The organism is Psychroflexus maritimus, from assembly GCF_011089875.1.
GTDB lineage: Bacteria > Bacteroidota > Bacteroidia > Flavobacteriales > Flavobacteriaceae > Psychroflexus > Psychroflexus maritimus.
In genome coordinates, this window is sequence record NZ_JAANAS010000001.1 from 17,600 (window position 1) to 42,156 (window position 24,557).

23 protein-coding genes and 1 tRNA gene are annotated in these 24,557 nt (G+C 33.5%); 12 read left to right on the forward strand and 12 right to left on the reverse strand.

Annotated elements, in window-relative coordinates; translation table 11 throughout:
* Nucleotides 1–13: 13 nt before the first annotated feature.
* Genes G7034_RS00065 through G7034_RS00080 form a run of 4 tightly spaced genes read left to right on the forward strand, consistent with a single transcriptional unit; the run spans nt 14 to nt 5,187 of the window.
* Nucleotides 14–1,960, forward strand: coding sequence for a peptidylprolyl isomerase (locus G7034_RS00065; RefSeq protein WP_166398920.1), 1,947 nt, complete (start codon nt 14–16; stop codon nt 1,958–1,960).
* A complete protein-coding gene (locus tag G7034_RS00070) occupies nt 1,953–2,807 on the forward strand; it encodes a peptidyl-prolyl cis-trans isomerase (protein WP_166398921.1) in 855 nt (284 codons plus the stop codon). Before G7034_RS00065 ends, G7034_RS00070 begins: the two co-directional genes overlap by 8 nt.
* Nucleotides 2,785–4,227: a peptidylprolyl isomerase gene (locus tag G7034_RS00075; protein WP_246166690.1), complete on the forward strand. Its 1,443-nt coding sequence runs from the start codon at nt 2,785–2,787 to the stop codon at nt 4,225–4,227. Before G7034_RS00070 ends, G7034_RS00075 begins: the two co-directional genes overlap by 23 nt.
* Nucleotides 4,228–4,233: 6 nt before the next feature.
* A complete protein-coding gene (locus tag G7034_RS00080; RefSeq protein ID WP_166398923.1) occupies nt 4,234–5,187 on the forward strand; it encodes an AAA family ATPase in 954 nt (317 codons plus the stop codon).
* Here G7034_RS00080 and G7034_RS00085 read toward each other — a convergent pair.
* Nucleotides 5,174–6,787, reverse strand: a complete 1,614-nt coding sequence (locus tag G7034_RS00085; protein ID WP_166398924.1) for an ABC transporter substrate-binding protein — start codon at nt 6,785–6,787, stop codon at nt 5,174–5,176. The genes G7034_RS00080 and G7034_RS00085 overlap by 14 nt on opposite strands.
* A gap of 89 nt (nt 6,788–6,876) precedes the next feature.
* Here G7034_RS00085 and mtaB point away from each other — a divergent pair, with 89 nt between their 5' ends.
* The 6 genes from mtaB (at nt 6,877) to gap (ending at nt 15,164) form a co-directional block, all read left to right on the forward strand.
* The gene (mtaB, locus tag G7034_RS00090) at nt 6,877–8,205 is read left to right on the forward strand and encodes a tRNA (N(6)-L-threonylcarbamoyladenosine(37)-C(2))-methylthiotransferase MtaB (RefSeq protein ID WP_166398925.1); all 1,329 of its coding nucleotides are present in this window, start codon (nt 6,877–6,879) and stop codon (nt 8,203–8,205) included.
* Between the two features lie 246 nt (nt 8,206–8,451).
* Nucleotides 8,452–10,587, forward strand: a complete 2,136-nt coding sequence (locus G7034_RS00095) for a S9 family peptidase (RefSeq protein WP_166398926.1) — start codon at nt 8,452–8,454, stop codon at nt 10,585–10,587.
* Between the two features lie 144 nt (nt 10,588–10,731).
* Nucleotides 10,732–11,793 carry a PLP-dependent cysteine synthase family protein gene (locus G7034_RS00100; RefSeq protein ID WP_166398927.1) on the forward strand — a complete coding sequence of 354 codons (1,062 nt, stop codon included), beginning with the start codon at nt 10,732–10,734 and terminating at the stop codon, nt 11,791–11,793.
* Nucleotides 11,794–11,864: 71 nt separating this feature from the next.
* Nucleotides 11,865–13,118 (forward strand): aminotransferase class I/II-fold pyridoxal phosphate-dependent enzyme, encoded by a 1,254-nt coding sequence (locus tag G7034_RS00105; RefSeq protein ID WP_166398928.1) that lies wholly within the window; start codon nt 11,865–11,867, stop codon nt 13,116–13,118.
* Between the two features lie 123 nt (nt 13,119–13,241).
* A complete protein-coding gene (lipA, locus tag G7034_RS00110) occupies nt 13,242–14,135 on the forward strand; it encodes a lipoyl synthase (protein ID WP_166398929.1) in 894 nt (297 codons plus the stop codon).
* A gap of 24 nt (nt 14,136–14,159) precedes the next feature.
* Nucleotides 14,160–15,164: a type I glyceraldehyde-3-phosphate dehydrogenase gene (gene gap / locus G7034_RS00115; RefSeq protein ID WP_166398930.1), complete on the forward strand. Its 1,005-nt coding sequence runs from the start codon at nt 14,160–14,162 to the stop codon at nt 15,162–15,164.
* 99 nt (nt 15,165–15,263) lie between these two features.
* Here the strand turns inward: gap and G7034_RS00120 are convergent, their stop codons facing one another.
* Nucleotides 15,264–16,532, reverse strand: a complete 1,269-nt coding sequence (locus G7034_RS00120; RefSeq protein ID WP_166398931.1) for an acetyl-CoA hydrolase/transferase family protein — start codon at nt 16,530–16,532, stop codon at nt 15,264–15,266.
* Between the two features lie 143 nt (nt 16,533–16,675).
* Here G7034_RS00120 and G7034_RS00125 point away from each other — a divergent pair, with 143 nt between their 5' ends.
* Nucleotides 16,676–17,569 carry a hypothetical protein gene (locus G7034_RS00125; protein ID WP_166398932.1) on the forward strand — a complete coding sequence of 298 codons (894 nt, stop codon included), beginning with the start codon at nt 16,676–16,678 and terminating at the stop codon, nt 17,567–17,569.
* 10 nt (nt 17,570–17,579) lie between these two features.
* Here the strand turns inward: G7034_RS00125 and G7034_RS00130 are convergent, their stop codons facing one another.
* The 5 genes from G7034_RS00130 to G7034_RS00150 form a co-directional block, all read right to left on the reverse strand.
* Nucleotides 17,580–17,912, reverse strand: a complete 333-nt coding sequence (locus G7034_RS00130; protein WP_166398933.1) for a DUF202 domain-containing protein — start codon at nt 17,910–17,912, stop codon at nt 17,580–17,582.
* 8 nt (nt 17,913–17,920) lie between these two features.
* Nucleotides 17,921–18,574 (reverse strand): DUF2461 domain-containing protein, encoded by a 654-nt coding sequence (locus G7034_RS00135; RefSeq protein ID WP_166398934.1) that lies wholly within the window; start codon nt 18,572–18,574, stop codon nt 17,921–17,923.
* 69 nt (nt 18,575–18,643) lie between these two features.
* A complete protein-coding gene (locus G7034_RS00140) occupies nt 18,644–19,414 on the reverse strand; it encodes an XRE family transcriptional regulator (protein WP_166398935.1) in 771 nt (256 codons plus the stop codon).
* A gap of 90 nt (nt 19,415–19,504) precedes the next feature.
* Entirely contained in the window at nt 19,505–20,350 is an 846-nt protein-coding gene (locus G7034_RS00145) for an aminotransferase class IV (RefSeq protein WP_166398936.1), read from the reverse strand.
* Nucleotides 20,351–20,360: 10 nt separating this feature from the next.
* A complete protein-coding gene (locus G7034_RS00150; RefSeq protein ID WP_166398937.1) occupies nt 20,361–20,750 on the reverse strand; it encodes an START-like domain-containing protein in 390 nt (129 codons plus the stop codon).
* A gap of 129 nt (nt 20,751–20,879) precedes the next feature.
* On the opposite strand from G7034_RS00150, the gene G7034_RS00155 reads away from it, so the two are divergent.
* Nucleotides 20,880–20,953, forward strand: a tRNA-Met gene (locus G7034_RS00155).
* A gap of 39 nt (nt 20,954–20,992) precedes the next feature.
* Here the strand turns inward: G7034_RS00155 and G7034_RS11960 are convergent.
* From G7034_RS11960 to G7034_RS00175, 5 genes are all read right to left on the reverse strand, one after another.
* On the reverse strand, nt 20,993–21,121 hold the full coding sequence (locus G7034_RS11960) for a hypothetical protein (RefSeq protein ID WP_262886457.1): 129 nt from the start codon (nt 21,119–21,121) through the stop codon (nt 20,993–20,995).
* 88 nt (nt 21,122–21,209) lie between these two features.
* On the reverse strand, nt 21,210–21,803 hold the full coding sequence (locus G7034_RS00160; protein WP_166398938.1) for an SPOR domain-containing protein: 594 nt from the start codon (nt 21,801–21,803) through the stop codon (nt 21,210–21,212).
* 116 nt (nt 21,804–21,919) lie between these two features.
* Complete coding sequence (locus G7034_RS00165; RefSeq protein ID WP_166398939.1) at nt 21,920–22,648, reverse strand: hypothetical protein; 729 nt, start codon at nt 22,646–22,648, stop codon at nt 21,920–21,922.
* The gene (locus G7034_RS00170; RefSeq protein WP_166398940.1) at nt 22,648–23,481 is read right to left on the reverse strand and encodes a 1,4-dihydroxy-2-naphthoyl-CoA synthase; all 834 of its coding nucleotides are present in this window, start codon (nt 23,479–23,481) and stop codon (nt 22,648–22,650) included. Before G7034_RS00170 ends, G7034_RS00165 begins: the two co-directional genes overlap by 1 nt.
* 502 nt (nt 23,482–23,983) lie before the next feature.
* A complete protein-coding gene (locus G7034_RS00175) occupies nt 23,984–24,511 on the reverse strand; it encodes a cysteine dioxygenase (RefSeq protein ID WP_166398941.1) in 528 nt (175 codons plus the stop codon).
* Between the last annotated feature and the right edge of the window lie 46 nt (nt 24,512–24,557).

The window sequence follows — 24,557 nt, forward strand, 5'->3', positions numbered from 1 at the left end:
ATTAAAACAACTAATGAATAGGATATTTTATTTTTTGCTGTTTGTAAGTAGCCTGATTTCTGCACAGGATTTTAGCGATAAAATTTTATTAGAAATAGGAGAAGAACAAGTAATGGCCGATGAATTTATTTACATCTACCAAAAAAACCTTAAGGTTTTAGAAGATGACACTAATGACGAAAGCATAGAAGCTTACTTAGATCGCTTTATCAATTTTCAATTAAAACTTAAGGAAGCTAAATCTCAGGGATTAGATAAAGAGGAAGAATTTAACAAAGAGTTTAATCGATACTTTAAACAATTTGCAGATAATTACATTGCAAATGGTGAGGTTACAGATGAAATGATTAAAGAAACCTATGAGCGTTTACTAAAAGAAGTAAGAGTAAGCCACATTTTAATTGATGTAGCTCCCAATGCTTCTAAAGAAGAATGGAATGAAGCGCGCGAAAAAGCAAAAAACATACAACAACTTTTAATTGCTGAGGAAGCTAACTTTGAAGAATTAGCAAAACGCTTTTCTAAAGATCCCTCAGTAAAAAATAACCAAGGAGACATGGGCTGGTTTAAAGCTTTTAAAATGGTTCATTCCTTTGAAGATGCCGCTTATAAACTAAGCACAAATGAAGTTTCTAATCCAGTTAAAACGCAATTTGGTTACCACATTATTAAAAAAACAGGAGAAAGAAAAAGCATAGGAAAACTAGGTGTTGCCCATATTATGCTTAGAAACAATAACAAAGAAGAGGCAGCAGAAAACGAAAAGCAAATTTTTAAAATTTACGAAAACCTTAAAAATGGTGACGATTTTGAAGACTTAGCAAAGCATTTTAGCGAAGACAAAAATACCGCAGAAAATGGAGGTCGATTACCCGCTTTTGAAGTAGGCGAAATCAATTCTAAGATTTTTGAGGAAAAAGCATTTGAACTAAAAAATGATGGCGATTATACCTCCCCTTTTCAATCGGAATTTGGTTGGCATATCATAAAAAAAATAGACCATACGCCGGTAGAAACTTACAGCGAACTTAAAGAAAGTTTAAGAAGAAAAATCAAAACCTCAAACCGAGCTAAACTACTAAATGAACGAATCAAAGAAAACATCATGCAACATTATAATGTTGTAATAAATCGTGATGCTATTACTTATTTTTCTGAATTAGTTGATGACCGCATTTATAAATCAAAATGGACCTTAGATAAAAACCCAGAAGGTTTATCAAAACCTATTTTAAGCATAGAGGATACAGCTTATTCGTACAGAGATTTTGGAGTTTATATAGAAAAACAACAAGCAGGGTTTACCGGTAAACGCCCATTTAAGGAAATAATAGAAGAGTTATTTAACCGATATATTTACACAAAATTAGTTGAATACCACAAGTCGAATCTCACAAAAATAGACCGCAAATTTGAATTAAAAATTAACGAATATAAAAATGGTTTACTCATTTTTGAATTGATGGAAAGAGAGCTTTGGAATAAAGCCAAAGAAGACACAACTGGTCTTGAATTATTTTACACCGCAAATTCAAAAAAATATGTTGCACCTCAAAAAATAAGTGGAAAGGCTTTCACGTTTGAAAAGAAGAAACATGCAAAAAAGTTTTTAAGATTAGTGAATCGACGCGGAAAACCAGAAGATATTGCTTTAAACCAGCTTCAGGGAAGCTTGCAGAAAAAAATTGAGTCAAAACCTGTGACTGAATTTGAACTCCCTGAACATTTTAAAATAGCAACTAAATATAATGACTATTATTTTCAGAACAATAAATACATCGTTTTATTTGTTGATGAAATTGAACCTGAAAGACCCTTAAATTTAGACGAAATAAGAGGACAAGTCATTTCCGATTATCAAGACAAACTAGAGAAAGAATGGATGGAAGAATTGAAGTCTAAATACAGCGTAAAAATAAACGAAGAAACTTTTGAATTACTAAAAAAAGAATTTGAATAAAAACACCTACATAGTTTTAACTACAATCTTTCTTTTGTTGCAGTCCTGCACATTCTTAGAAAGAAATAATGAAAAAAAGCCACTGGCTAAAGTAGGTAGCAATTTCCTATACGAAGAAGATTTACCTAAAGAAAAACTAGGCCAGCTTTCAGATAGTACGCTGTTTGTAAATAAATATATTGATGAATGGGCATTAAAAGAAATCTTGATGGAAAAGGCAAGATTTAATTTACCTAGCCTAGAACAAGAAAAATTTGATCAACTTATTCAAAATTATAAATATGAGTTATATATCAAGGCTTATAAAGACGCCTTACTGGCTAACCGACTAACTGAATACAAGCCAAAAGAGCAAGAAATAAAAAGCTATTACGAAGCACATAAAGAAACTTTTAGACTCAATGAAAACCTCTTAAAGTTAAGATTTATAGAATTATCAAGTAATTTATTTAATACAGATGAAATAAAAAAAGCTTTTTTTAGTTTTCAAACCGAAGATCAAATCTTCTTAGAACAACGAAGCTTAGAATTTAAAAATTATTCGCTAAACGACTCTTTATGGGTTAAAGAAATTGATGTGTTAAAACAATTTAATGAGAAAGCTAAAAGAATATCTCCAAATGAGTTAGCTTTGCAAAATAAGCTTATTATTGAAGATAGTTTGGGCTACCTTTTCATAAAAATTGAAGACCGAAAAAAAATAAAAGAACAAGCGCCTATCAATTATGTTAAACCTACAATAGAGCAAATTCTTTTAAACAAGAAAAAAATAGAATTAGAAAAAAAAATAGATAAAGAAGTACTTGAATATGCAATTGAAACCAATGAATATCAAAAGTTTAATTAACCTAGTTACGCTAATATTTTTAGCTTGTTTTAGTTTAAACGCACAGGTAATAATTGATGATGACGATAACTTAATTAAAGGTGAAGAAGAAGAAAGAAAAGTTTTTGACATTGCCGAAGATGGTAAAGTAAGGCAAAAAATTGATGGTGTTGCTGCTGTTGTAGGTGATTACCTGATTACGGAGAGTGATTTGATGAAATTTCAGCTTGATGCTAAAGAACAGGGTATTCCTGCCTCTGAAAGAACTTCATGTAGAATTTTAGAACGCATGATGGAAAATAAACTCTTTGCTCATCACGCAGTGCAAGACAGCTTAGAAGTTCCTGAAGAACGAGTTATGGCTGAAACCGAACAGCAGATAAGCCAAATGGTTGAACAAGTTGGAAGTTTAGATAAAATCATTGAGTTTTATGGGCAAAGCAGCGAAGACGATTTAAAAACTAAATTATACGAAATTAATCTTGAAAGAAATCTCGCTCAAATGATGAAATCTGAGGTTGTTGATGATTTAGAAGTTACCCCAGAAGAAACAAGAAAATTCTTTAAATCCATCCCTGACGAAGATGTCCCCATTTTTGGAGATGAACTTGAAGTAGCGCAAATTGTCATTCAGCCAAAAGTACCACAAGAGCAAATTGATAAAGTGGTTGACCGACTCAATGAAATGCGCAAGGATGTACTTGAAAATGGTGCTAGTTTTGTAACCAAAGCTACTTTTTATTCAGAAGACAAAGCATCAAGGTCATCAGGTGGTTTATATACACTAACACGAAGAGATTCGTTTGTAAAAGAATTTAAAGATGCTGCTTTTAGCCTAAATGAAGGCGAAATAAGTAAACCCTTTGAATCTGAATTTGGATGGCATATACTTATGGTTGAAAAAATTAGAGGTCAGCAAGTAGATGTTAGACATATTTTACTCTATCCTGAAGTTACCCAGGAAGCAGTGAGCGAAGCAGAAAAAAAAGCTGATAAAATCAAAAAAATGCTGGAAGAAGATGAGCTAGATTTTAAAGATGCTGCTAAAGAATTTTCAGACGAGCCAGAAACAAGAGAAAGCGGTGGACAGTTAATTAATTCTGCAGATGGAAGTAAACGCTTTGAATTAGCAAAAATGGATACTGAACTTTACACACGTGTTTACAAACTTAGAGAAGGTGAAATTTCAAGAGTGGTTAGAGACGAAGATAGAACTGGGAAAACTTCGTTTAAAATTTATAAAGTCACCAAAAAAATTCCAGAACATAAAGCTAATTTTTCAGATGATTATCCAAAGATAAAAGAACTTGCTTTACGACAAAAACAACTAAAGGAAGTAAAAAAATGGGTGATAAATAAATCAAAAGACACTTACATAAAATTCAATTCTGAATATAAAGCTTGCGAGTTTGCTTCAGATTGGATGAAAGAAAAAATTTAAAATTACATGTCAGACGTAGAGAAAATTAAGCACTTAGTCCAAAAACACAAAAGTCTCAAAGAGGAAATTGCTAAAGTTATTGTTGGCCAAAACGAGGTTGTAAATCAAATTTTGATTTCAATTTTTTCAGGTGGTCATGCCTTACTAATAGGTGTTCCAGGATTAGCAAAAACACTTATGGTGAATACTATTTCTCAGGCGCTTGGGTTAAATTTTAAACGTATTCAGTTTACACCAGATTTAATGCCGAGCGATATTGTGGGAGCAGAAATTCTTGACGAAAACAAGCGTTTTCAATTCTTAAAAGGGCCTGTTTTTGCAAATATCGTTCTTGCTGATGAAATCAACCGTACGCCGCCAAAAACTCAGGCAGCTCTTCTTGAAGCTATGCAGGAAAAGTCGGTTACCATAGGAGGAAAAACTTATGCGCTTGATCAACCTTATTTTGTGTTAGCTACCCAAAACCCAATAGAACAAGAAGGCACCTACCCCCTACCTGAAGCTCAGTTAGACCGTTTTATGTTTGCCATAGAACTGAAATATCCTAGCTTTAAAGACGAAGTTGAAGTAGTAAAAGCCACCACTCAAAACCTAAATCCGCAGATTAATCCTTTGTTCAACGCACAAGAAATTATCGATTTTCAACAACTTATTAGAAGAATTCCTGTTACCGACAACGTAATAGAGTACGCCGTTACTATAGTTGGAAAAACAAGACCAAAAGAAGCAAGTGCTAGCGATTTAATTAAAGAATATGTAGGTTGGGGAGCGGGACCAAGAGCTTCACAAAATTTAATCTTAGCAGCAAAGACACATGCCGCACTAAACGGCAAGTACGCACCCGATATTGAAGACGTTCAAGCAGTGGCTCAAGGAATACTCAAGCATCGTGTGATCAAAAACTACAAAGCTGAAGCAGAAGGTTTAAGCACCCAAGAAATTATTACTAGTTTACTCTAATTTTTTTTTTTACACTTCGAAGTTCTAGTAAATTAAGTGAATTAATAGGCAGACCACTTACCTCTTTTGGGGTAAACCGAATTACCTCATCGTAAAAAAGAGGAATAACGGGCAGTTCTTCACTAATTATTGAATCTAACTTTTCATACAGAGCTTTTCTTTCAAGTGGCTTGTTTATTTTGTAAGTCGATTCAAACAATGCATCAAATTCTGCATTTTCAAAATGCGTATAATTGGGACCATTAGGAGAAAAATTTTGACTATAAAAAAGACCTAAGTAATTTTCAGCATCAGGATAATCGGCTATCCAACTGCCCCTAAAAGCCTCTAATTGCCCTGAAGAACGTTGTTGAAGCAAAGTTGAAGCAGGCACCACATCAACTTGAACTTGAATTCCAATTTTTTGTAATTCTTGCTGAATAAATTCAATTAAATCTACATAACTAGCATTGGTAGCTATATGTAAACTAGGATTAGAATCTCCTGTAGTTTTCTTGTATGCTTCAAGATATGCTTTTGCTTTTTTCAAATTGTAACGTTCTTTTTCTTGAGAAAAATGCCCTGGAAGAGAGTGGGGAACCATGCCTCCATAAGCAGGAACTCCAATGTTGTTTCTCAAATATTTCATCATGCTTTTTCTATTAAACCCATGATGAATGGCTTTCCTAAAATTTTTGTTTTGTGCTGCAGAATTTTCTTTAGGCAAATAAAAACCAATATATTCTGTATTTAAAAAAGGAGCTTTGGTTTTGGTAAAACGACTTTTAAATTGAGGTTTCAATTTACCTTCAAGAGTGAGCAATTCATCTTTATAAGAAGGATGAAGACCGTTTAACAAATCAATTTCTCCCTGAATAAACTGCATAAATTCGCTTTGTTTATCAGGTAAAAAAGTAATAGCTACAGATTCTAAATATGGAAGCCGATTTCCTCTTTCGTCTTTTTCCCAGTAAGTTTTATTTTTTCTAAAAACTAACTTTTCATTTTCAATCCATCGTTTGAAGTAAAATGGACCGGTTCCTACAGGGTTTTCTCTAAACGAAAAAGATTCCTGAGCTGTTTCAACAGGAACTATTGAAGCATACTTCATACTCAAAATCCCTAAAAAAGGGGGAAATTTTTTGCTTAGTCGAAACCTTAAATGGAAGGTATCAATTACTTCAATTGAAGCTAAATTTTTTAAAATCCAATTACCTGGCGAAGCTACTTTTGGATCCTTCAATCGGTTTAAGCTATAAGCTACATCAGCAGCATTTAATTCACGTGTTTTTTCTTCACCAAAAATTGAATGCGAATGAAAATACACCTCCTCACGTAAGTAGAAATCGTAAGTCAACCCGTCTTCACTAACTTCCCATTCTTCAGCTAAACTAGGAATAATATTCAAGTCTTCATCTAATTCAACTAAGGTATTATAAAGCTGATGACAAGCCCAAATATTGCGTTGATCTTTAGCAAAAGCAGGATCTAATGAACTTATATTAGCGTGTTCATTGTACCTAAATACTTCGGTTTCTGCATATTTATTCTCACCTTGAGAACAAGAAAATGAGAGAACAAGTAAAATTAGAGAAAAAACAATAAATTGAGCTGACTTCAAAACTTGATTTTATGTATCAAAAATTAATTTGGTATCTTTGCAGGCTAATATAAATAAACTTTAGGCATTTTAAAAGATTGGTGTTGGAAATGAATAAAAAAGTTGCTTTTTATACCCTTGGATGTAAGTTGAATTTCTCTGAAACTTCAACTATAGCTAGAAATTTTGAAGATGAAGGTTTTGAGCGAGTTGAGTTTAATCAACCGGCTGATATTTTTGTAATTAATACTTGTAGTGTTACAGATAATGCAGACAAACGTTTTAAAACCATTGTAAAGCAAGCTCAAAAATTCAATAAAGAGGCTTTTATAATTGGTATTGGTTGTTATGCGCAACTAAAACCGGAAGAATTAGCAGCCGTTGATGGAGTTGATTTGGTCTTGGGCGCCACAGAAAAGTTTAAAGTAACCGATTACCTCAACGATTTAAGCAAAAACGATTTTGGCGAAGTGCATTCTTGCGAAATCAATGAAGCTGATTTTTACGTAGGCTCCTACTCTATTGGCGACCGAACGCGTGCTTTTTTAAAGGTGCAAGACGGATGCGATTACAAATGTACCTATTGTACCATTCCTTTAGCTCGAGGAATTTCTAGAAGTGATGAGTTAGGAAATGTGCTTAAAAATGCTGAAGAAATTGCTGCTCAAAATATCAAAGAAATTGTTTTAACTGGTGTTAATATTGGCGACTACGGAAAAGGAGAGTTTGGTAACAAACAACATAAGCATACTTTTCTAGAAATGGTCAAAGCGTTAGATGAAGTTAAAGGCATTGAACGCCTCAGAATTTCGTCTATTGAACCCAATCTTTTAAAGGACGAAACCATCGATTTTGTTGCCCAAAGCAATTCATTTGTTCCACATTTTCATATTCCATTGCAAAGTGGAAGCAACGAATTACTAAAAAAAATGCGAAGAAGGTATATGAAAGAATTATACATTAATCGTGTTGAACGCATCAAGAAAAAAATGCCAGATGCTTGTATTGGAGTTGACGTTATTGTTGGTTTTCCTGGTGAAACTGACGAGCTCTTCTTAGAGACATACAATTTCTTGAACCAATTACCTATTTCTTATTTGCATGTATTTACTTTTTCTGAAAGAGAAAACACTGTGGCTGCAGAAATGCAAGGGGTTATTCCTCATAAAGTAAGAAAGAAAAGAAGTAAAATGCTACGGGGCTTATCAGCTAAAAAAAGGAGAGCTTTTTACGAATCTCAGCTTGGAAAAACAAAAACTGTACTTTTTGAAAGTGAAAACAAAGAAGGCTACATTCACGGGTTTACAGAAAACTACGTCAAAGTAAAGTTTCCTTGGAACCCCAATTTATGCAACACCTTAAATGAAGTTGAATTAACAGAAATTGATGCAGATGGGTTGGTAAAAATTAAAACCAATACTTTTGAAGAAGTGGTTTAACAAGAAGCTACTTTTTTTTAGGGAACTAAAATTAAATACGTTCCTTTCTATAACAAGTTTATTTTTTCTAGTCTATAAGCTAATTAATTTTAATTTATATTTTGATTTTTATAGAAAATTCCCTGAAATATCTTTATTGGGCAACATAGAAATGCCTAGTAGTTTCATCATCGCATCAAAAATAAAATCAAGTAGCTGAACAAAATTAAAAATCTTCAACTATCTTTACCACAAACACTTATAAAGATGCATAGAACTAACATTATTGTTTGCAGTATAAGCCTTATCTTCGCATTTGCTTGTACAAACGAAAAAAAAGAAAAATTGGCAGATTTAACTCCACCAAAAGCTAAAAAAATAGCAAAAGAACTTACTATTCACAATCATACACGTACAGATCAATATTATTGGCTAAATGAGCGAGAAAATCCAGAAGTTATTAATTACCTGGAAAAAGAAAATGAATACTATCAAGAATTCATGAAGCCTTATCAAAAATTTGAAAAAGACTTATTTGAAGAACTTAAGTCAAGAGTCAAAGAAAATGATGAATCTGTTCCTTATTTTTTAAATGGATATTGGTACCAAGTTAAATACCAAGAAGGTAAAGATTACCCTATTTACGTTAGGAAGAAAGAAAAAATTGAAGCAGCAGAAGAAGTCATTATTGACGTTAATGAGCTAGCCGAAGGCCACGAATACTTTAACCTTTCAGGTTTGAGTATTAGTCCAAATAACAAATACGCAAGTTTTGGCGTAGATCGTGTAGGAAGAAGAAAATACACCTTGCAAGTCAAAGATTTAGAAGTAAACGAAATTTTACCTACAAAAATTGAATTAACCACAGGCGGTTCGGTTTGGGCAAATGACAATAAAACTATTTTTTACACCCGAAAAGATGATCAAACTTTACGCTCAAATCAGGTGTTTAAACATCAATTAGGTAGTGAACCTAAGGAGGACAAATTGGTTTTCCAAGAAGATGATGAAACATTTATTAGCTACGTTTATAAAACCAAATCTAAAGAATTTATTGTTATTGGTTCTACCAGCACAACAACAGATGATTACCAAATTTTAAATGCCAATCAACCTGAAGATAATTTCAAGCCTTTTGCTAAAAGAAAGCAAGGAGTAGAATACAATATTGAACATTATAAAGATCATTTTTACATTACCACTAATTTAGATGGAGCTACCAATTTTAAGTTGATGAAGACTCCTATTGAAAAAACTTCCGTTAAAAATTGGCAAGAAGTAATTCCACATAAAGAAGACACCTTATTAGAGGGTATAGATGTATTTAATGAATATTTAGTCACTTCAGAAAGATACAATGGCTTAAACAGAATTCGTGTAATGCGTTGGGATGAAAAAGATGATTTTTACTTGCCTTCTGAAAGCGAAACTTATACGGCATACACCACTACCAACCCAGAATTTGATACGCACAAACTAAGGTTTGCCTATAACTCATTGACTCAGCCCGCTTCGGTAGTTGAATTTGATATGCAAGAAAAAACATCTAAAATACTTAAAGAGCAAGAAGTTCCAAATCCTAATTTTGATAAGGACAATTACATTTCAGAACGTGTTTGGGCAACAGCTTCAGATGGAACTAAAATTCCGGTTTCTTTGGTCTATAAAAAAGGAGTAAAAAGAAACGGAAAAAATCCACTTTTACAGTACGCCTACGGAAGTTACGGAGCCACAATAGACCCTTATTTTTCTACCTCAAGAATAAGTTTGTTAGATCGCGGGTTTATTTATGCAATTGCACATATAAGAGGTGGTGAATATCTTGGAAGACAATGGTATGAAGATGGCAAAATGATGAAAAAGAAAAACACGTTTACCGATTTTATTGATGTAAGTCATTACCTGATTGACCAAAAATACACTTCGCCAGAACACTTGTATGCTATGGGTGGCTCTGCAGGAGGTTTACTCATGGGTGCTGTAATTAATAGTTCGCCAGAATTATACCACGGAGTTATTTCCGCAGTTCCTTTTGTAGATGTAGTAACCACTATGCTAGACGACAGCATTCCGCTTACAACAGGTGAATACGATGAATGGGGAAACCCTAATGAAAAAGAATACTATGAGTATATGCTTTCCTATTCTCCTTACGATCAAGTAAAAGCTCAAAATTACCCTAATTTGTTAGTCACAACAGGTTTACACGACTCTCAAGTACAGTATTGGGAACCTGCAAAATGGGTAGCGAAATTAAGAGAACTCAAAACCGATGATCATCTTTTGTTTTTAGACACAAACATGAAAGCTGGTCACGGAGGTGCTTCAGGAAGATTTGAAGCCCTCAAAGAAGTGGCTAAGGAATACATCTTTTTATTTCATTTAGAAGGCATAAACGAATAAAAATTAATGAACTGATTATAGGTTATTTATAGTCAATTTTTATGAGCAAAAGCAAAGGCTTTTGAAGAATTTAAAAGCTAACTCAAAAAAAATTGTAAATTTGCGTCTCGGTTCTTGTTTTTAAAGAACAAAAAAGATATTTCTATGCAAAAAAATGACTCAATTCATGAAAATTTACTTGATTTAATTGGTGAAACTCCAATGATTCGATTAAATAGAATTACAAGTGATTTTCCAGGCAATTATTATGCTAAATTCGAAGCGCATAACCCAGGGCATTCTTCTAAGGATAGAATTGCAGTTCATATTATAGACCGAGCTGAAAAAGAAGGAAAGTTAAAACCTGGAGATACCATCATTGAAACCACCTCAGGAAATACTGGATTTAGCGTTGCAATGACTTGCGTTATTAAAGGCTATAAATGTATTTTGGCTGTCAGTTCAAAATCATCACCAGACAAAATAAGCTTGTTAAGGAGTATGGGGGCTGAAGTTCATGTATGCCCTTCTAATGTTCCTGCAGATGATCCCCGTTCTTATTATGAAGTAGCCAAAAAGCTACACCAACAAATTCCTAATTCAATGTATATTAATCAATATTTTAATGAACAAAATATTGATGCACACTACTTAACTACAGGACCAGAAATCTGGGAACAAACCAATGGAAAAATAACTCATTTAATTGCCTGTAGCGGAACTGGTGGTACAATATCTGGTTCGGCAAGATACTTAAAAGAACAAAACCCTAACATCAAAGTAATTGGTATAGACGCCTATGGTTCAGTTATTCAGAAATACCATGAAACAGGCCAATTAGATAAAGATGAAATATTTCCTTACCGCATTGAAGGCTTAGGTAAAAATTTAATTCCATCGGCCACAGATTTTCAGATCATAGACAAGTACATCAAAGTTACGGATGAAGAAAGTGCTTATGTAGCTAGAGATCTTGCTAAAAAAGAAGGCATGTTTGTTGGCTATACCAGTGGAGCAGCTATGCAAGGAGTAAAGCAACTTGTTGAAGAAAACGAGTTTAATACAGAAGATGAGGTAGTTGTCATTTTTCCAGACCACGGCTCAAGATACATGAGCAAAGTTTTTAACGACCAATGGATGGAAGAACAAGGTTTTACAGAACCTAAAAAAGAAACTGATAAACATACTAACGTTAAGAAAACGATCAATAACTTAAACAAAAACTAAGTTTTGTAAAGGTTTTTAATAAATTGAAAAACTTCTACACTTAGTAGCTTAAGTTTGTAAAAAAGGAATAGATGAAAGATTTATTTGAAAAAATATACAAGAACAAAGGACCTTTAGGTAAATGGGCAGATCAAGCAGAAGGCTATTTTGTATTCCCTAAACTTGAAGGTGAAATTGGCAATCGAATGAAATTCCAAGGAAAAGAAGTAATTACTTGGAGTGTTAATGATTATCTAGGATTAGCCAACCATCCTGAAGTTAGAAAAATAGATGCAGAAGCAGCAAAAAAATGGGGAAGCGCTTACCCCATGGGCGCTAGAATGATGAGCGGACATACAAACTTGCATGAAAAATTGCAAAATGAATTGGCTAATTTTGTTAGCAAGGAAGCGGCGTATCTACTCAACTTTGGCTATCAAGGTATTTTATCAACCATTGATGCACTTGTTGGAAAAAATGATGTTATTGTTTATGATGTTGATGCGCATGCCTGCATCATTGACGGTGTTAGATTACACTTAGGTAAAAGATTTACTTATAAACATAACGACATTAAAAGTATAAAAGTTAATCTTGAACGTGCTGAAAAAATTGCTGAACAAACAGGTGGCGGAATTCTTCTGATTTCAGAAGGTGTTTTTGGTATGCGTGGTGAACAAGGTAAATTAAGAGAAATTGTAGCTTTAAAAGAAAAATATAATTTTAGATTACTTGTTGATGATGCACATGGCTTTGGAACATTAGGAAAAACAGGAGCTGGAGCTGGTGAAGAGCAAGGTGTACAAGATCAAATTGATGTTTATTTTGCAACTTTTGCTAAATCGATGGCAAGTACAGGAGCCTTTATAGCTGGTGATAAAGAAATCATGGATTACATGAAATATAATATGCGTTCGCAAATGTTTGCTAAATCACTTCAAATGACTTTAGTGGAAGGGGCATTAAAACGACTAGAATTAATCAGAACTAAACCCCAATTAAAACAAAAACTTTGGGAAAACGTAAATGCGCTTCAAAACGGACTTAAAGAAAATGGATTTGATTTAGGAACTACACAAAGTTGTGTAACCCCTGTTTACTTAAAAGGAAGTATCCCTGAAGCTATGGCTTTAGTGAAAGACTTACGGGAAAATTATGGCGTTTTCTGTTCCATTGTTGTTTATCCAGTAATCCCGAAAGGATTAATTTTACTTCGATTAATTCCTACTGCATCTCACACCATGGAAGACATAACAACAACTATCGATGCCTTTTCTGCTATTCGAAGTAAACTAGATAACGGTATTTATAAAAAAATTGCTGAACGTGTTATGGCTGCTAAATAAAATTGAAATAAATTAAAAAGAAAGCTTGTTTTGCTGTTAAATTGATATTAAAGCAAAATAACAGATTTAAAAACTTCAAGCCTCACCAATCATTTTTAGTATCTTTGTAAAAAATATTTTGTTATGGCAACGGCTACATTAAGTCCTGAAGTAAAAACAAAAACTCCCGAAACCAGAAAAGGTAAACCAAAATGGTTACGGGTAAAACTACCTACAGGCGAGAAATACAGAAATCTTAGAAAATTAGTAGATAAATACGACTTACATACCATTTGTACCTCAGGAAGTTGCCCTAATATGGGAGAATGCTGGGGTGAAGGAACGGCTACCTTTATGATTCTTGGAAATGTTTGTACCCGTTCTTGTGGTTTTTGTGGTGTTAAAACCGGAAGACCTGAAACTGTTGAATGGGACGAACCTGAAAAAGTAGCGCGCTCCATCAAAATTATGGGGATTAAACACGCCGTTGTAACTTCTGTAGATCGTGACGATTTAAAAGATATGGGTTCCATTATCTGGGCTGAAACAGTAAAAGCCATTAGAAGAATGAACCCTACTACTACCCTAGAAACTTTAATTCCCGATTTTCAAGGTATAGAACGACACATTGATCGTATTGTAGAAGTAGCACCTGAAGTAGTTTCTCACAATATGGAAACCGTAAGAAGACTTACCCGAGAGGTTAGAATTCAAGCTAAATACGACCGTAGTTTAGGGGTTTTAGATTACTTGAAAAAACAAGGAATTAACAGAACTAAATCAGGCATTATGTTAGGTCTAGGCGAAAAGGAAGAGGAAGTTATCCAAACCTTGAAAGACCTTCGCTCGGTTGATTGTGATGTGGTTACCATTGGTCAATATTTACAACCTAGCAAAACACATTTACCTGTAAAAGAATTTATTACTCCAGATCAATTTAAGCGATACGAAGAAGTTGGTTTAGAACTTGGATTTAGACATGTTGAAAGCTCGGCGCTTGTACGTTCTTCATACAAAGCTCAAAAACACATCAACTAATTTTTCTTCATACAGTAATTTTAGATGAATAAAAAAATAAGAATTGGAATAAATGGCTTTGGTCGCATTGGCCGAAGCCTTTTTCGTTTGGCCTACTTACACCCACAAATTGAAGTAGTTGCTATTAACGATTTAGCTGATCCTACTACCTTAGCGCATCTAGTAAAATACGACTCCATTCATGGTGGCTTTGGTAAACAAGTTACTCCTAAAAAAAATGGATTTGAAATAAAAAAAGTTTATTTTCCACTTCTTAATCAAGCTAAAATTGAAGACATTCCTTGGCATGAATTTGAAGTTGACGTAGTCATTGAATGTACTGGAAAATTCAAAACTAAAAACAGCATTCAATTGCATTTAAAAACAGGGGTAAAACGCGTTATTTTAAGTGTTCCGCCTGAAGACGATGACGTAAAAATGATTGTTTTAGGAGTTAACGACCATAGCCTTAAAACTGAAGATATTTTAGTTTCTAATGCTAGTTGTACAACCAACAATGCGGCGCCAATGTTGCAATTAATTCATGAGCATTTTGAGGTTACTCAAGCTTATATATCTACCATACATTCCTACACTTCCGACCAAAGTTTGCATGACCAACCGCATCGTGATTTACGAAGAGCACGTGCCGCAGCACAATCCATTGTTCCTACAACTACTGGCGCAGCCAAAGCCTTGACCAAAATTTTCCCTGATTTAAGCGAGGTAATTGGTGGCTGTGGAATTCGTGTCCCCGTACCTAACGGCTCATTAACAGATATGACCTTGAACGTAAAAAAATCAACATCAATTAAAGAAGTAAATCAATTATTTCAACAAGCGTCTTCAAAAAAATACAAAGGTATTATTGAATACACCGAAGACCCTATAGTATCTATAGATATTATTGGTAATTCGCATTCCTGTATTTTTGATGCGCAAATGACTTCCGTTATTGACGGAAATTTAATTAAGTTAATTGGATGGTACGATAACGAACGTGGTTACAGTAGCCGATTAATTGATTTGATATTGAAAGCACTTAACTAAGATAGCTAAGTGCTTTTAAGATATGCTTTGTATTCAATTAAACCAACACACCAAGCTCATTCATTTTTCCTATTAAAGGCATTAATAGTTCAATAAAACTTACCTCCCAAAACGCTCAAAAGCTTCTTTTTCTAGAGCTTCTCTGTGATTTGGGTGAGCTATTGAAATCAGTGCTTGCGCCCGTTGTTTAAGATTCTTGCCGTATAAATTGACTACACCTTGCTCGGTTGCTACATAGTGAACATGCGCACGAGTGGTTGTTACTCCAGCTCCTTCATTGAGGAATGGAGTGATTTTTGAAACTCCTTTTTGAGTAATAGACGGCATAGCTATGATGGCTTTTCCTCCTTCCGAAAGAGAAGCCCCACGTATAAAATCCATCTGCCCTCCTACTCCAGAATACTGTAGCCTACCAATAGTATCTGCACAAACCTGTCCAGTTAAGTCAATTTCTATTGCTGAATTAATGGCTGTAACTTTTGGGTTTCTTCTAATAATAGCTGTATCATTAGTATAAGCGGCTTCTTTAAAATGAACCATGGGGTTGTCGTCTATAAAATCGTATAATTTTTCAGAACCCATGGCAAAACAGGTAACTATTTTACCGTTTTTAACGACTTTGTTTTCCCCTGTAATTATTCCCTTTTCCACCAATGGAAGTACTCCATCCGAAAACATTTCTGTATGAATTCCTAGCGCCTTATGATGATGCAAATTACTTAAAACAGCATTAGGGATAGCGCCAATACCCATTTGTAATGTAGCTCCATCTTCAACTAATTCGGCAACATTTGCTCCTATTTGCTGTTCAACTTCATTAGGAGATAAGGCTTGATGACTGTGAATTGGTGTTTCTATCTGTACACCAAAATCAATTTCATTGATATGGATATTTCCATCTCCGTGAGACCTGGGCACTTTTGGATTGACTTGCGCTATTACTGTTTTAGCAACTTTTACTGCCGTTAAGGTAACATCAATGGAAGTTCCTAACGAACAAAAACCGTGCTTATCAGGTGGCGAAACTTGAATAAAAGCAATGTCTAAAGGTAAAATTCCACGTTTAAAGAGCAAATGAACTTCACTTAAAAAAATGGGAATGTAGTCGCCATAATGCGAATTAACAACTTTTCTTACATTTCCACCAACAAAGCAAGAATTTGTCTTGAATGATTCGTTGTAGGGGTTTTCTGCGTATTTAGCCTCACCTTCTGTATGCATCTGCACAATTTCAACATCCTTAAAGTCTTTGTAATGAATACACAATTCATTAATCAAGAATTTGGGCGTCATGGCGGCTCCCTGAAAAAAAATTCGATTACCTGATTTTACTTGTTGTATGGCTTCTTCTGCGGAAACGTATTTCATGAAATTCTATTTAAAATGAACCAACAAAAATAAGGAAGAAATGAAGAAAACCGACTGATTTATATCAGCTATTCAAATTAAAATAACAAAATTTTACAAGCTAATGAACTAGGTAATTGGTTAATTTTAAATAATTTAGAAGAATGAATTCGAAAGAAAAATTATTAGAGAAAGCTACTAACTTATTTTTAAAGGATCACTTAAAAGAGAAGATAGAGAAGGTTGTAGTATATCTAGCAATCATACTGTTTATTGCTCATTTAATTTTGATTGGAATCATTGATTTCAACCTAATTGATTCAACAAGATTTGACCAATTAACAATCAACCCTATTTCTGCACTTTACACTCCTTTTTCGGTAATATTGATTTACGAAATTTACTTGCTTGTTTTCTATCTCCCAAAATCGATTACCAATTACATAGGAAAGCAATATGAAATTATTACTTTAATTTTAATAAGGAAGATATTTTACGACCTAGCACAAATTGAGTTTTCTGAAGAATGGTTTTCTATTCAAGGTGACTTACAATTTACCTTAGACATTCTAGCTACTTTGGTCTTGTTCTTTGGCATATTTCTGTTCTACAGGCTAGACCAGAAAAATAAGAATAAATCGTCAATGAGCCAAAAGACGATAAAGTATATACAAATGAAAAAGTTTTTTGCTGTATTTCTAATTCCTGTTATTTTAGTACTTGGTATTTTTTCGATTTATGACTTTATAACTAATCCAAATTTATCACCAGAATCGGTAAGTTACAGCATCAAGGGGTTTAACGCTGTATTCTTTGATGACTTTTTCACTATTTTAATTGTAACCGACGTTTTGTTACTACTATTTTCATTTTTACAAACCAATCAATTTAGTCGTGTAATTAGAAATTCTGGATTTATTATTTCTACGGTAATTATTAAACTATCCTTCTCTGCAGATGGTATTTTAAATCCGATTTTAATAGTAACTGCAGTTGTATTTGGTTTACTTATTCTGCTAATTTATCATCAGTTCACAAAATTAGAAATTAAAAAATAAACCTTGAGATTTATATTGACTTTGGATTGGACTTAAAGTCTTTTAAATGATTTTTTAAAACAATAAAACGATAAATTCCTATAATGATAAACAACAAACTTACTCCTAAAGAAATGTAACCAATAGGTTTTAAATTTCCGAATTCTGGATGTTCAATTCCTGCTAGTGCACCTCCTCCTAAAAATAAATACAAGGCACTTCTTAAATAAGACAGTAAAGTCCTTTCATTGGCAAGTTTTGTGCGCTCCATAGCCAAATGATCACGCAAAATAATCTTTTCTTCATTGGTGAATTCATCGGTTACCTGAATTGCTCTTTGTATTTTTTTTCCAACTTTTCCCATACTAGTTATTATACACTTACTGCTTTATTTAAATATCTCCTAAAATCAAGCATAGCTAAATAAGTTTCTTTAACTATTTCCTGAAAATTTGGAGCTAATATTTGATTTCTTGTTAAGGTTTTATAAGCAACAAAACTTTTATTTTTTAATAAATCAATATGCGGATGTTCTTTACTAAAGCCTTTTGGAGCATTGGTCAGTTTCTCATCCGCCTCTAATCCTCCAAACATTTCTTTGAACTTCTTTTCTTGAATAAGCTCATTCAACACCTCTCCATTATAATCTATCGCCTGTCTAATCGATTTCAAGAAATCAGATTTTGGTCGCCAGAAACCACCTGCCAAAAAACATTCCTCCACACCTAAATGAATGTAGAAGTCGCTTGTTTTTGGCTTTTTATCTAAACCAGCCCCAAAATGATCTTTGTAGGTAGGTTTATTAGGGTGATAAAGTAAATTATTGTTAATACGATTAAGTGCTTTTGCTGGAGAAGTAGGGTAATAATCGGAATCAACATCAGCTAAATATAAGTCCATTTCTGCCAACCATAATCTATAATCATCCCTAACTTGATGATACCAATCTCTGTTTTCATCCATCCAATCTTTAGAATTGTTTTTCTGTAGCGTTTCTAAAAACTGAAATAATTCTTTAAAATTCATAGTTATTTTTTAGCTAAAGTAATACTTTATCAATCAGTGTGAATTGTTTTATCACAAGTTTAAATGATTCTAGTCACGATTAAAATTAGCCAATTGCTGTTTTAAATCTTCCATAGATTGTTCTAATTTTTTGAGCATAGAATTTTCTGAATTTTCACCCAAACTAAATGTAAGTTTCGATTTTACCTCCCACATTTCTTGTATTTGACTAATCAAAACTTCATAAGGCGGATAGGTTGAATTACTAGATATTAACCTAATTTTTGTGGTTTCTACATGTGGCTGAAAGTGCTTAATCATGACAGAATCCTGCAAAACAAAAACATAAATTTTATTGGATTTAGCTTCGTTTAAGTGTTCAACAGCTTTAGCCAAAACCCAATCGCCAGGCTGAAAATTTGGTAACATAGAATCGCCTTCTACTTGAAAACCTCGGTAGGTGGCATTTCTGAATTCTGGAATAGGTAAATCGAATGCTGGTAATTGTTCATACCACGACTCCTGCTGTAAATTACTAGGATAACCTGCTGAAGCCTTTTGATTGACCATTAAAATATTGTCTTGCTCTGTATTATTAACGGTGATCACCTTTGGCATAACTAATTTATTGGATAAATCAACTTGTTTTTGCTGACTTTCACCAAATAACCAAAGCGGATTAATATGAAATTCGCGAACCAAATTTTTGACTACATAACCCGCCAATTTGGTTTTACCACGCTCAATATCGGCGGTTGAATTATTAATTTCAAGTTTTTCTGCAAATTCCGATTGGGTAAAATTGAAGTCCTCTCTAACTTGCTTAAAACGAACAACCTCTATGGGCAAATCTTTTTTCATAGAATCATATTTACCATCAAATATAGACAAAAAAAGGAATATATCCATTTTATATCGGATATATTCCTTTTTTTTAACAATAAAGTGTATTTATATCAATCTAGCTTTAGCATTTAACTTACCAATTAGCATTTTAGCAATGGTATTAAGGTATTCTTTTTTTCGATATTTAGTAATACTTACAATTCCTTGGATGGCATTGGTATAAAATAATTCGTCAGCTTTTTGTAATTCAAATGGAGAAATGGACTCCTCAACTAACTCATAGTTTTCTGTTTTACCAATAATATCCACAAGTTGTTTTCTAATTATACCATTTAAGCATCCATCAGCTAGCGGAGGGGTCTTTATTTTATTGTCCTTGACTAAAAATAAATTACCATTAATGGTTTCCACCACCATTTTTTTCTGATTTAGAATCAAGCAATTGTCATAATCATTTTCTTTTGCAAAAATTGAAGCTAGAATAGGAACCAATTTATTATTAGATTTTAAAGTTGAAAGCAAGCCATCTACCATCAAATGATCTTTAAAAAGTTCTACTTCACATTTATCCTCTTTGAGAATAAAAAACTGATTATCAATTTCTTCAGCAGAAATCAAGTATCCTATATCATTAGAAAGTGGATGATATTTTCCTACTGAATCACGGTAAACATTAATTTTTACGCGGCAAGCTTTTTTAGTAAGTTCATTATGATGGAGGAGTTCAAGTATTTTTTCTTCTAAAAATTCAGGCGAAAAATTAGCAGGTATTTCCATTCTTAAGATACGCATGGAAGACATCAACCTAAAATAATGGTCTTCCCAGAACATAATGCTTGAATTGATTACTCTTATAGTTTCAAAAAGTGCATCGCCATATTGAAAGCCTCTGTTGATGTAAGATAAATTAGCTTTTTCGTTGGAAACTAGTGTTCCATTGATGTTAATCATATAGTAAAATTTATGAAGAGCCTAAAATGTGTTTTAATTCACTAACCATATTTTCCCAAAGCATTTTTCCTTCCTCAACCTCATCTTCATCTTCGGCAAAATCGGTAATCATTAAAGAAACATCTTTAGTAATGGCATCTACCTGAATACGCAATTCAAAATAATAGGCAGTATCCTCATCATCTAGCCATTGTAATTTAATTTTATCATCCGATTTTTTAGTAAGTAACTTAGCTTGTTCTTCACTTCCTTCCCAGATAAATGTAAATATTTCACCTCTAGAATTCACATTATCTGCGTACCATTCGCTTAAGCCTGATGGTGTTGATATGTATTGATAAAGCAACGAAGGCGAAACCTGAATAGGGAATTCAAGTTCATATTTTACCTTTTCACTCATAGTTGTTGAATTTAAGTTAAAAGGCAATATATATATTTATTTTGAAGTAGCTTAATTAAAAATTGATTTTTTTTATTTTTTTAAACTTGGTAAATCAAATACAAATCTTATATTTGCACTCGCAAAAATGGCGTGATAGCTCAGTTGGTTAGAGCGTCGGATTCATAACCCGGAGGTCGCCAGTTCAATTCTGGCTCACGCTACTAAAACCCGCTAAAGAGCGGGTTTTTTAAATTCCTTTCCTACTTAGAGTTAAGCTTTTCCTTTTTCTGCTTTGCTTTCAATTTAGCTAACTTTTTTTGATCAAAGTGCACGCCGTCATCATGCATATCTGCCAATACAATTTCACGATTTTCTTTTTTCTGTAACATAACTTTTTCTTTTAAGTTACGAATAACTTAGCAGTTTGCTTAAAAATTTACGTTAAAACAGAAAATTTAGCACAAATAACAACGTCTGTTAAAAATTAGACTTGATGCGTTCACCATTTTTATACTGCCCCACAAAAGCATCTCTAAAATTTAATTGTCTTACCACATTTCTCAATTTTTCGGCTTCTTCTTTAGTTTCAAAAACACCAAGGGTATAGAGGTTGAACTCATCATAACTCGCGTTTCTAACAATAGAAAAAGAAGCTGAAGAAAGTTCTGTATCAAACTTCTTAAAGGCGCCTAATTGCACTGCATAAAATTCCTGTAAATCTAAAGGATGAACGCCTCTCGATCTAAGACTTTGTATTTCTTGTTCTAAACTTGTTATGCTATTTTGATAAGTGTTGATTTCTTCTTTTTGAACTACAACCTCATCGCTAGCTATATTTGTTCCTATTTCTACTGGCAACAACTCTGGCTGCGTGTATAACAAGGCATAAGTTCCAATAAGTAACACAAAAAACAATATACTCAAAATCATAAAAACACTTTTTTGCTTTTGAGATTCTTCAGCTTTCTTCTCAGCTTTGTTTTTTTGTGAAATGCTATTGGCTAAACTTTCTTCAGAAGTGGCTATTTTAGCTTTGAGTTCGTTTAATTCTTCTTCGGTTAAAACGGGCATAAATAATTGATTTAATATTAGGTTCTAAAATTAGATAAAATTAATTAATAATAGACTTAATATTTAAAAAACTATCATTTTATAAAACTGTTAATCAACAACTAAGCAAGACTTCCTTATAAGCTTTTTTTAGGCAATTTACCTAAGTTTAGTTCAGCCGACCTACCCCCATCCTCATCTTTTTGAATTTTCATGCGCAAGGAGGTTTTCTTCCCTTTTTTAAACCCCCAATCAGTTCGTAAATCAGTATTTACTCTCAATACGGTATAGCTGATTCCCAACTCATCTAAGCGCTCTACTGTCCATTCATAGTCTTCTCTTTTCCCTTTATTTCTTCCAGCGAATTTAGACCAATGGTAAACAAAATAATAGTCAGTTTCAGGCAAATTTTCTAGTTTAATTGGTTCACCATATAAATCTTCAGTTTCATTTATAAAATCAGATAAATGAGTAAATTTGAAGCCAAAATCAGCTTCAGACAAATCACAATCGTGAACTTGTTTTATGAAGTCCTCTTTCAAATCCACAAATTGAGAAGCGACGCACGACTCAGCTCCTGCGTAACATTTTCTATTTCCATCGGCATCAAAAAAATACAAGTCACCATCCAATGAACTAAGCATAATGTGATAATAAGTTGAATCTTGTTCTTGTTTTACATACATAAAGTCTAGTTCATTTTCAGGACTAAAATTCAGCTTTTCTGTTGCTTTCTGAATCTCCTCATTTGTTTGTACTTTAGGGTTTTTCAAACCTAAAATGGTCTTAAAAGTAAAGCCACAAGAACTCAAGCTTGTGGCTGTAATAAAAATTATAAGTAAGAAAAGTAAGCTCTTGTTTCGCATTATGAAATCCATTTCACTTTACTAAAATCAGGTTTTCGTTTTTCAAGAAATGCATTTCTACCTTCTTTGGCTTCCTCCGTCATATAGGCTAAGCGAGTAGCTTCTCCGGCAAACACCTGTTGCCCTACCATGCCATCGTCAGTAGCATTAAAAGCAAATTTGAGCATTTTTATGGAGGTAGGCGATTTCTCTAAAATTTCTTGTGCCCATTGATAAGCGGTTGCTTCTAATTCTTCGTGAAGAATTACGGCATTTACCATTCCCATTTCAAAGGCTTCTTGAGCTGAATAATTTCTTCCTAAGAAAAAGATTTCACGAGCTCTTTTTTGTCCGACCATCTTGGCTAAATAAGCCGAACCATAACCTCCATCAAAGCTGGTTACATCGGCATCAGTTTGTTTAAAAATGGCGTGTTCTTTACTCGCCAGAGTCAAATCACAAACAACGTGAAGCGAATGTCCTCCGCCTACAGCCCACCCAGGAACAACGGCTATAACCACCTTGGGCATAAATCTGATGAGGCGTTGCACTTCCAGCACATTTAGTCGTGGAGTTCCTTCATCATCTACATAACCTTGATGGCCGCGAGCATTTTGGTCACCTCCGCTACAAAAAGCGTATTTTCCATCTTTTGGCGAAGGACCTTCACCTGAAAGTAAAACTACTCCTATGCTGTGATCTTCTCTTGCATCTAGAAAAGCTTCAAAAAGCTCGTGTACGGTTTGCGGACGAAATGCATTTCTTACTTCCGGTCGATTAAAAGCGATTCTTGCTACGCCATTGCTTTTATGATAAGTGATATCTTGGTAATCTTTAACTTTTTTCCAGTTCATTGTATATAGGTTTCTGTTCTTTTTCTACAAAAATACGAAAGCTTTTGAATTGTGGTAGTTTTTGAGTTTAGTATTCGTCTAATCAAGAAAACACTACTGTAAAAAGCGCAAAGGACACAGAGAAATACTTGATTCTTATAATCACCGCAAAGACGCAAAGAACGCAGAGAAATACATATAAAATTGATTAACTCTCGCAAAGACGCAGAGGCGCGAAGTAAGAGTAGTTCGCAAAAAAATAAACTCTAAAAACATATCGCAATAGCTGTTTGAAATTTATGATTAATCATCTGCCACACTAATCATCCTCACTTTTGTCATTCCACACGAGGTTACGAGACGGGAAATCTTTTGTTTTAGATTTTTGATTACGTCTTTAATTAGAGAATGTATTTTTAGCTTTAGTACAAAGAAATTCCGTATAAAATTTTGAAATGAAAATTTTATACGGAATAACAAGTCAGGCGATGTTTGTTCGTGATTGTCGATAATCAAAAATTGGTTAATTTGTTATTTCGCCTACTAAAACTTCATCGTAAGAAAGTTCTTTCTCTATAAAATCCTTTTCTTCATTGCAAAAAACTTCGCATTTATTAATTGGCCCAACATATAAGTGCAGGGTCATAGATTTTCCGTCTTCTATGTTGTGAAGTGAATGGTAACCCATTTCGTCATTCATATAAGAAATACCTGATTTTTTCATTTGAACATCATCAATTAATTCAAGTGCTTCCGCTGTGCCTGAAAATCGTTTTTCTCTTATTTTTCCTTCTGCTAAATACACCCAACACTCTTCTCCATCATGCGAATGTATGTCAGTTTCTTGCCCTTTTTCCCAACAAAGCAAAAGCAATTCGTGTTGCTTATTTTTGTCTAAGCAAATTCGGGAGTAACTTTCTGAGGTAAATTGAGCGAATGGATAAAATTCTTCTTTTGGAATAGATAAACGATGAGCAATTTTATAATAATCATCACCTTGGCAATGATCTAATTCTTCAATTAATTGAGCTAAGCTTGTAATTTTATTCATAGTACTAGATTTTCTAATTCTGAATATTCATCAAAAAGCTAATGAT

Excerpts from the sequence above, each read along its gene's own strand:
- G7034_RS00150 (WP_166398937.1), bottom strand. The coding sequence starts at position 20,750 with ATGAGTGAAAAGGTAAAATATGAACTTGAATTCCCTATTCAGGTTTCG.
- G7034_RS00125 (WP_166398932.1), top strand. The coding sequence starts at position 16,676 with ATGAATTCGAAAGAAAAATTATTAGAGAAAGCTACTAACTTATTTTTA.
- G7034_RS00170 (WP_166398940.1), bottom strand. The coding sequence starts at position 23,481 with ATGAACTGGAAAAAAGTTAAAGATTACCAAGATATCACTTATCATAAA.
- G7034_RS00130 (WP_166398933.1), bottom strand. The coding sequence starts at position 17,912 with ATGGGAAAAGTTGGAAAAAAAATACAAAGAGCAATTCAGGTAACCGAT.
- lipA (WP_166398929.1), top strand. The coding sequence starts at position 13,242 with ATGGCAACGGCTACATTAAGTCCTGAAGTAAAAACAAAAACTCCCGAA.
- G7034_RS00135 (WP_166398934.1), bottom strand. The coding sequence starts at position 18,574 with ATGAATTTTAAAGAATTATTTCAGTTTTTAGAAACGCTACAGAAAAAC.
- G7034_RS00160 (WP_166398938.1), bottom strand. The coding sequence starts at position 21,803 with ATGCCCGTTTTAACCGAAGAAGAATTAAACGAACTCAAAGCTAAAATA.
- G7034_RS00165 (WP_166398939.1), bottom strand. The coding sequence starts at position 22,648 with ATGCGAAACAAGAGCTTACTTTTCTTACTTATAATTTTTATTACAGCC.
- G7034_RS00145 (WP_166398936.1), bottom strand. The coding sequence starts at position 20,350 with ATGATTAACATCAATGGAACACTAGTTTCCAACGAAAAAGCTAATTTA.
- G7034_RS11960 (WP_262886457.1), bottom strand. The coding sequence starts at position 21,121 with ATGTTACAGAAAAAAGAAAATCGTGAAATTGTATTGGCAGATATGCAT.
- mtaB (WP_166398925.1), top strand. The coding sequence starts at position 6,877 with ATGAATAAAAAAGTTGCTTTTTATACCCTTGGATGTAAGTTGAATTTC.
- G7034_RS00100 (WP_166398927.1), top strand. The coding sequence starts at position 10,732 with ATGCAAAAAAATGACTCAATTCATGAAAATTTACTTGATTTAATTGGT.
- G7034_RS00120 (WP_166398931.1), bottom strand. The coding sequence starts at position 16,532 with ATGAAATACGTTTCCGCAGAAGAAGCCATACAACAAGTAAAATCAGGT.
- G7034_RS00095 (WP_166398926.1), top strand. The coding sequence starts at position 8,452 with ATGCATAGAACTAACATTATTGTTTGCAGTATAAGCCTTATCTTCGCA.
- G7034_RS00175 (WP_166398941.1), bottom strand. The coding sequence starts at position 24,511 with ATGAATAAAATTACAAGCTTAGCTCAATTAATTGAAGAATTAGATCAT.
- G7034_RS00065 (WP_166398920.1), top strand. The coding sequence starts at position 14 with ATGAATAGGATATTTTATTTTTTGCTGTTTGTAAGTAGCCTGATTTCT.
- G7034_RS00140 (WP_166398935.1), bottom strand. The coding sequence starts at position 19,414 with ATGAAAAAAGATTTGCCCATAGAGGTTGTTCGTTTTAAGCAAGTTAGA.
- G7034_RS00105 (WP_166398928.1), top strand. The coding sequence starts at position 11,865 with ATGAAAGATTTATTTGAAAAAATATACAAGAACAAAGGACCTTTAGGT.
- G7034_RS00080 (WP_166398923.1), top strand. The coding sequence starts at position 4,234 with ATGTCAGACGTAGAGAAAATTAAGCACTTAGTCCAAAAACACAAAAGT.
- gap (WP_166398930.1), top strand. The coding sequence starts at position 14,160 with ATGAATAAAAAAATAAGAATTGGAATAAATGGCTTTGGTCGCATTGGC.
- G7034_RS00075 (WP_246166690.1), top strand. The coding sequence starts at position 2,785 with ATGAATATCAAAAGTTTAATTAACCTAGTTACGCTAATATTTTTAGCT.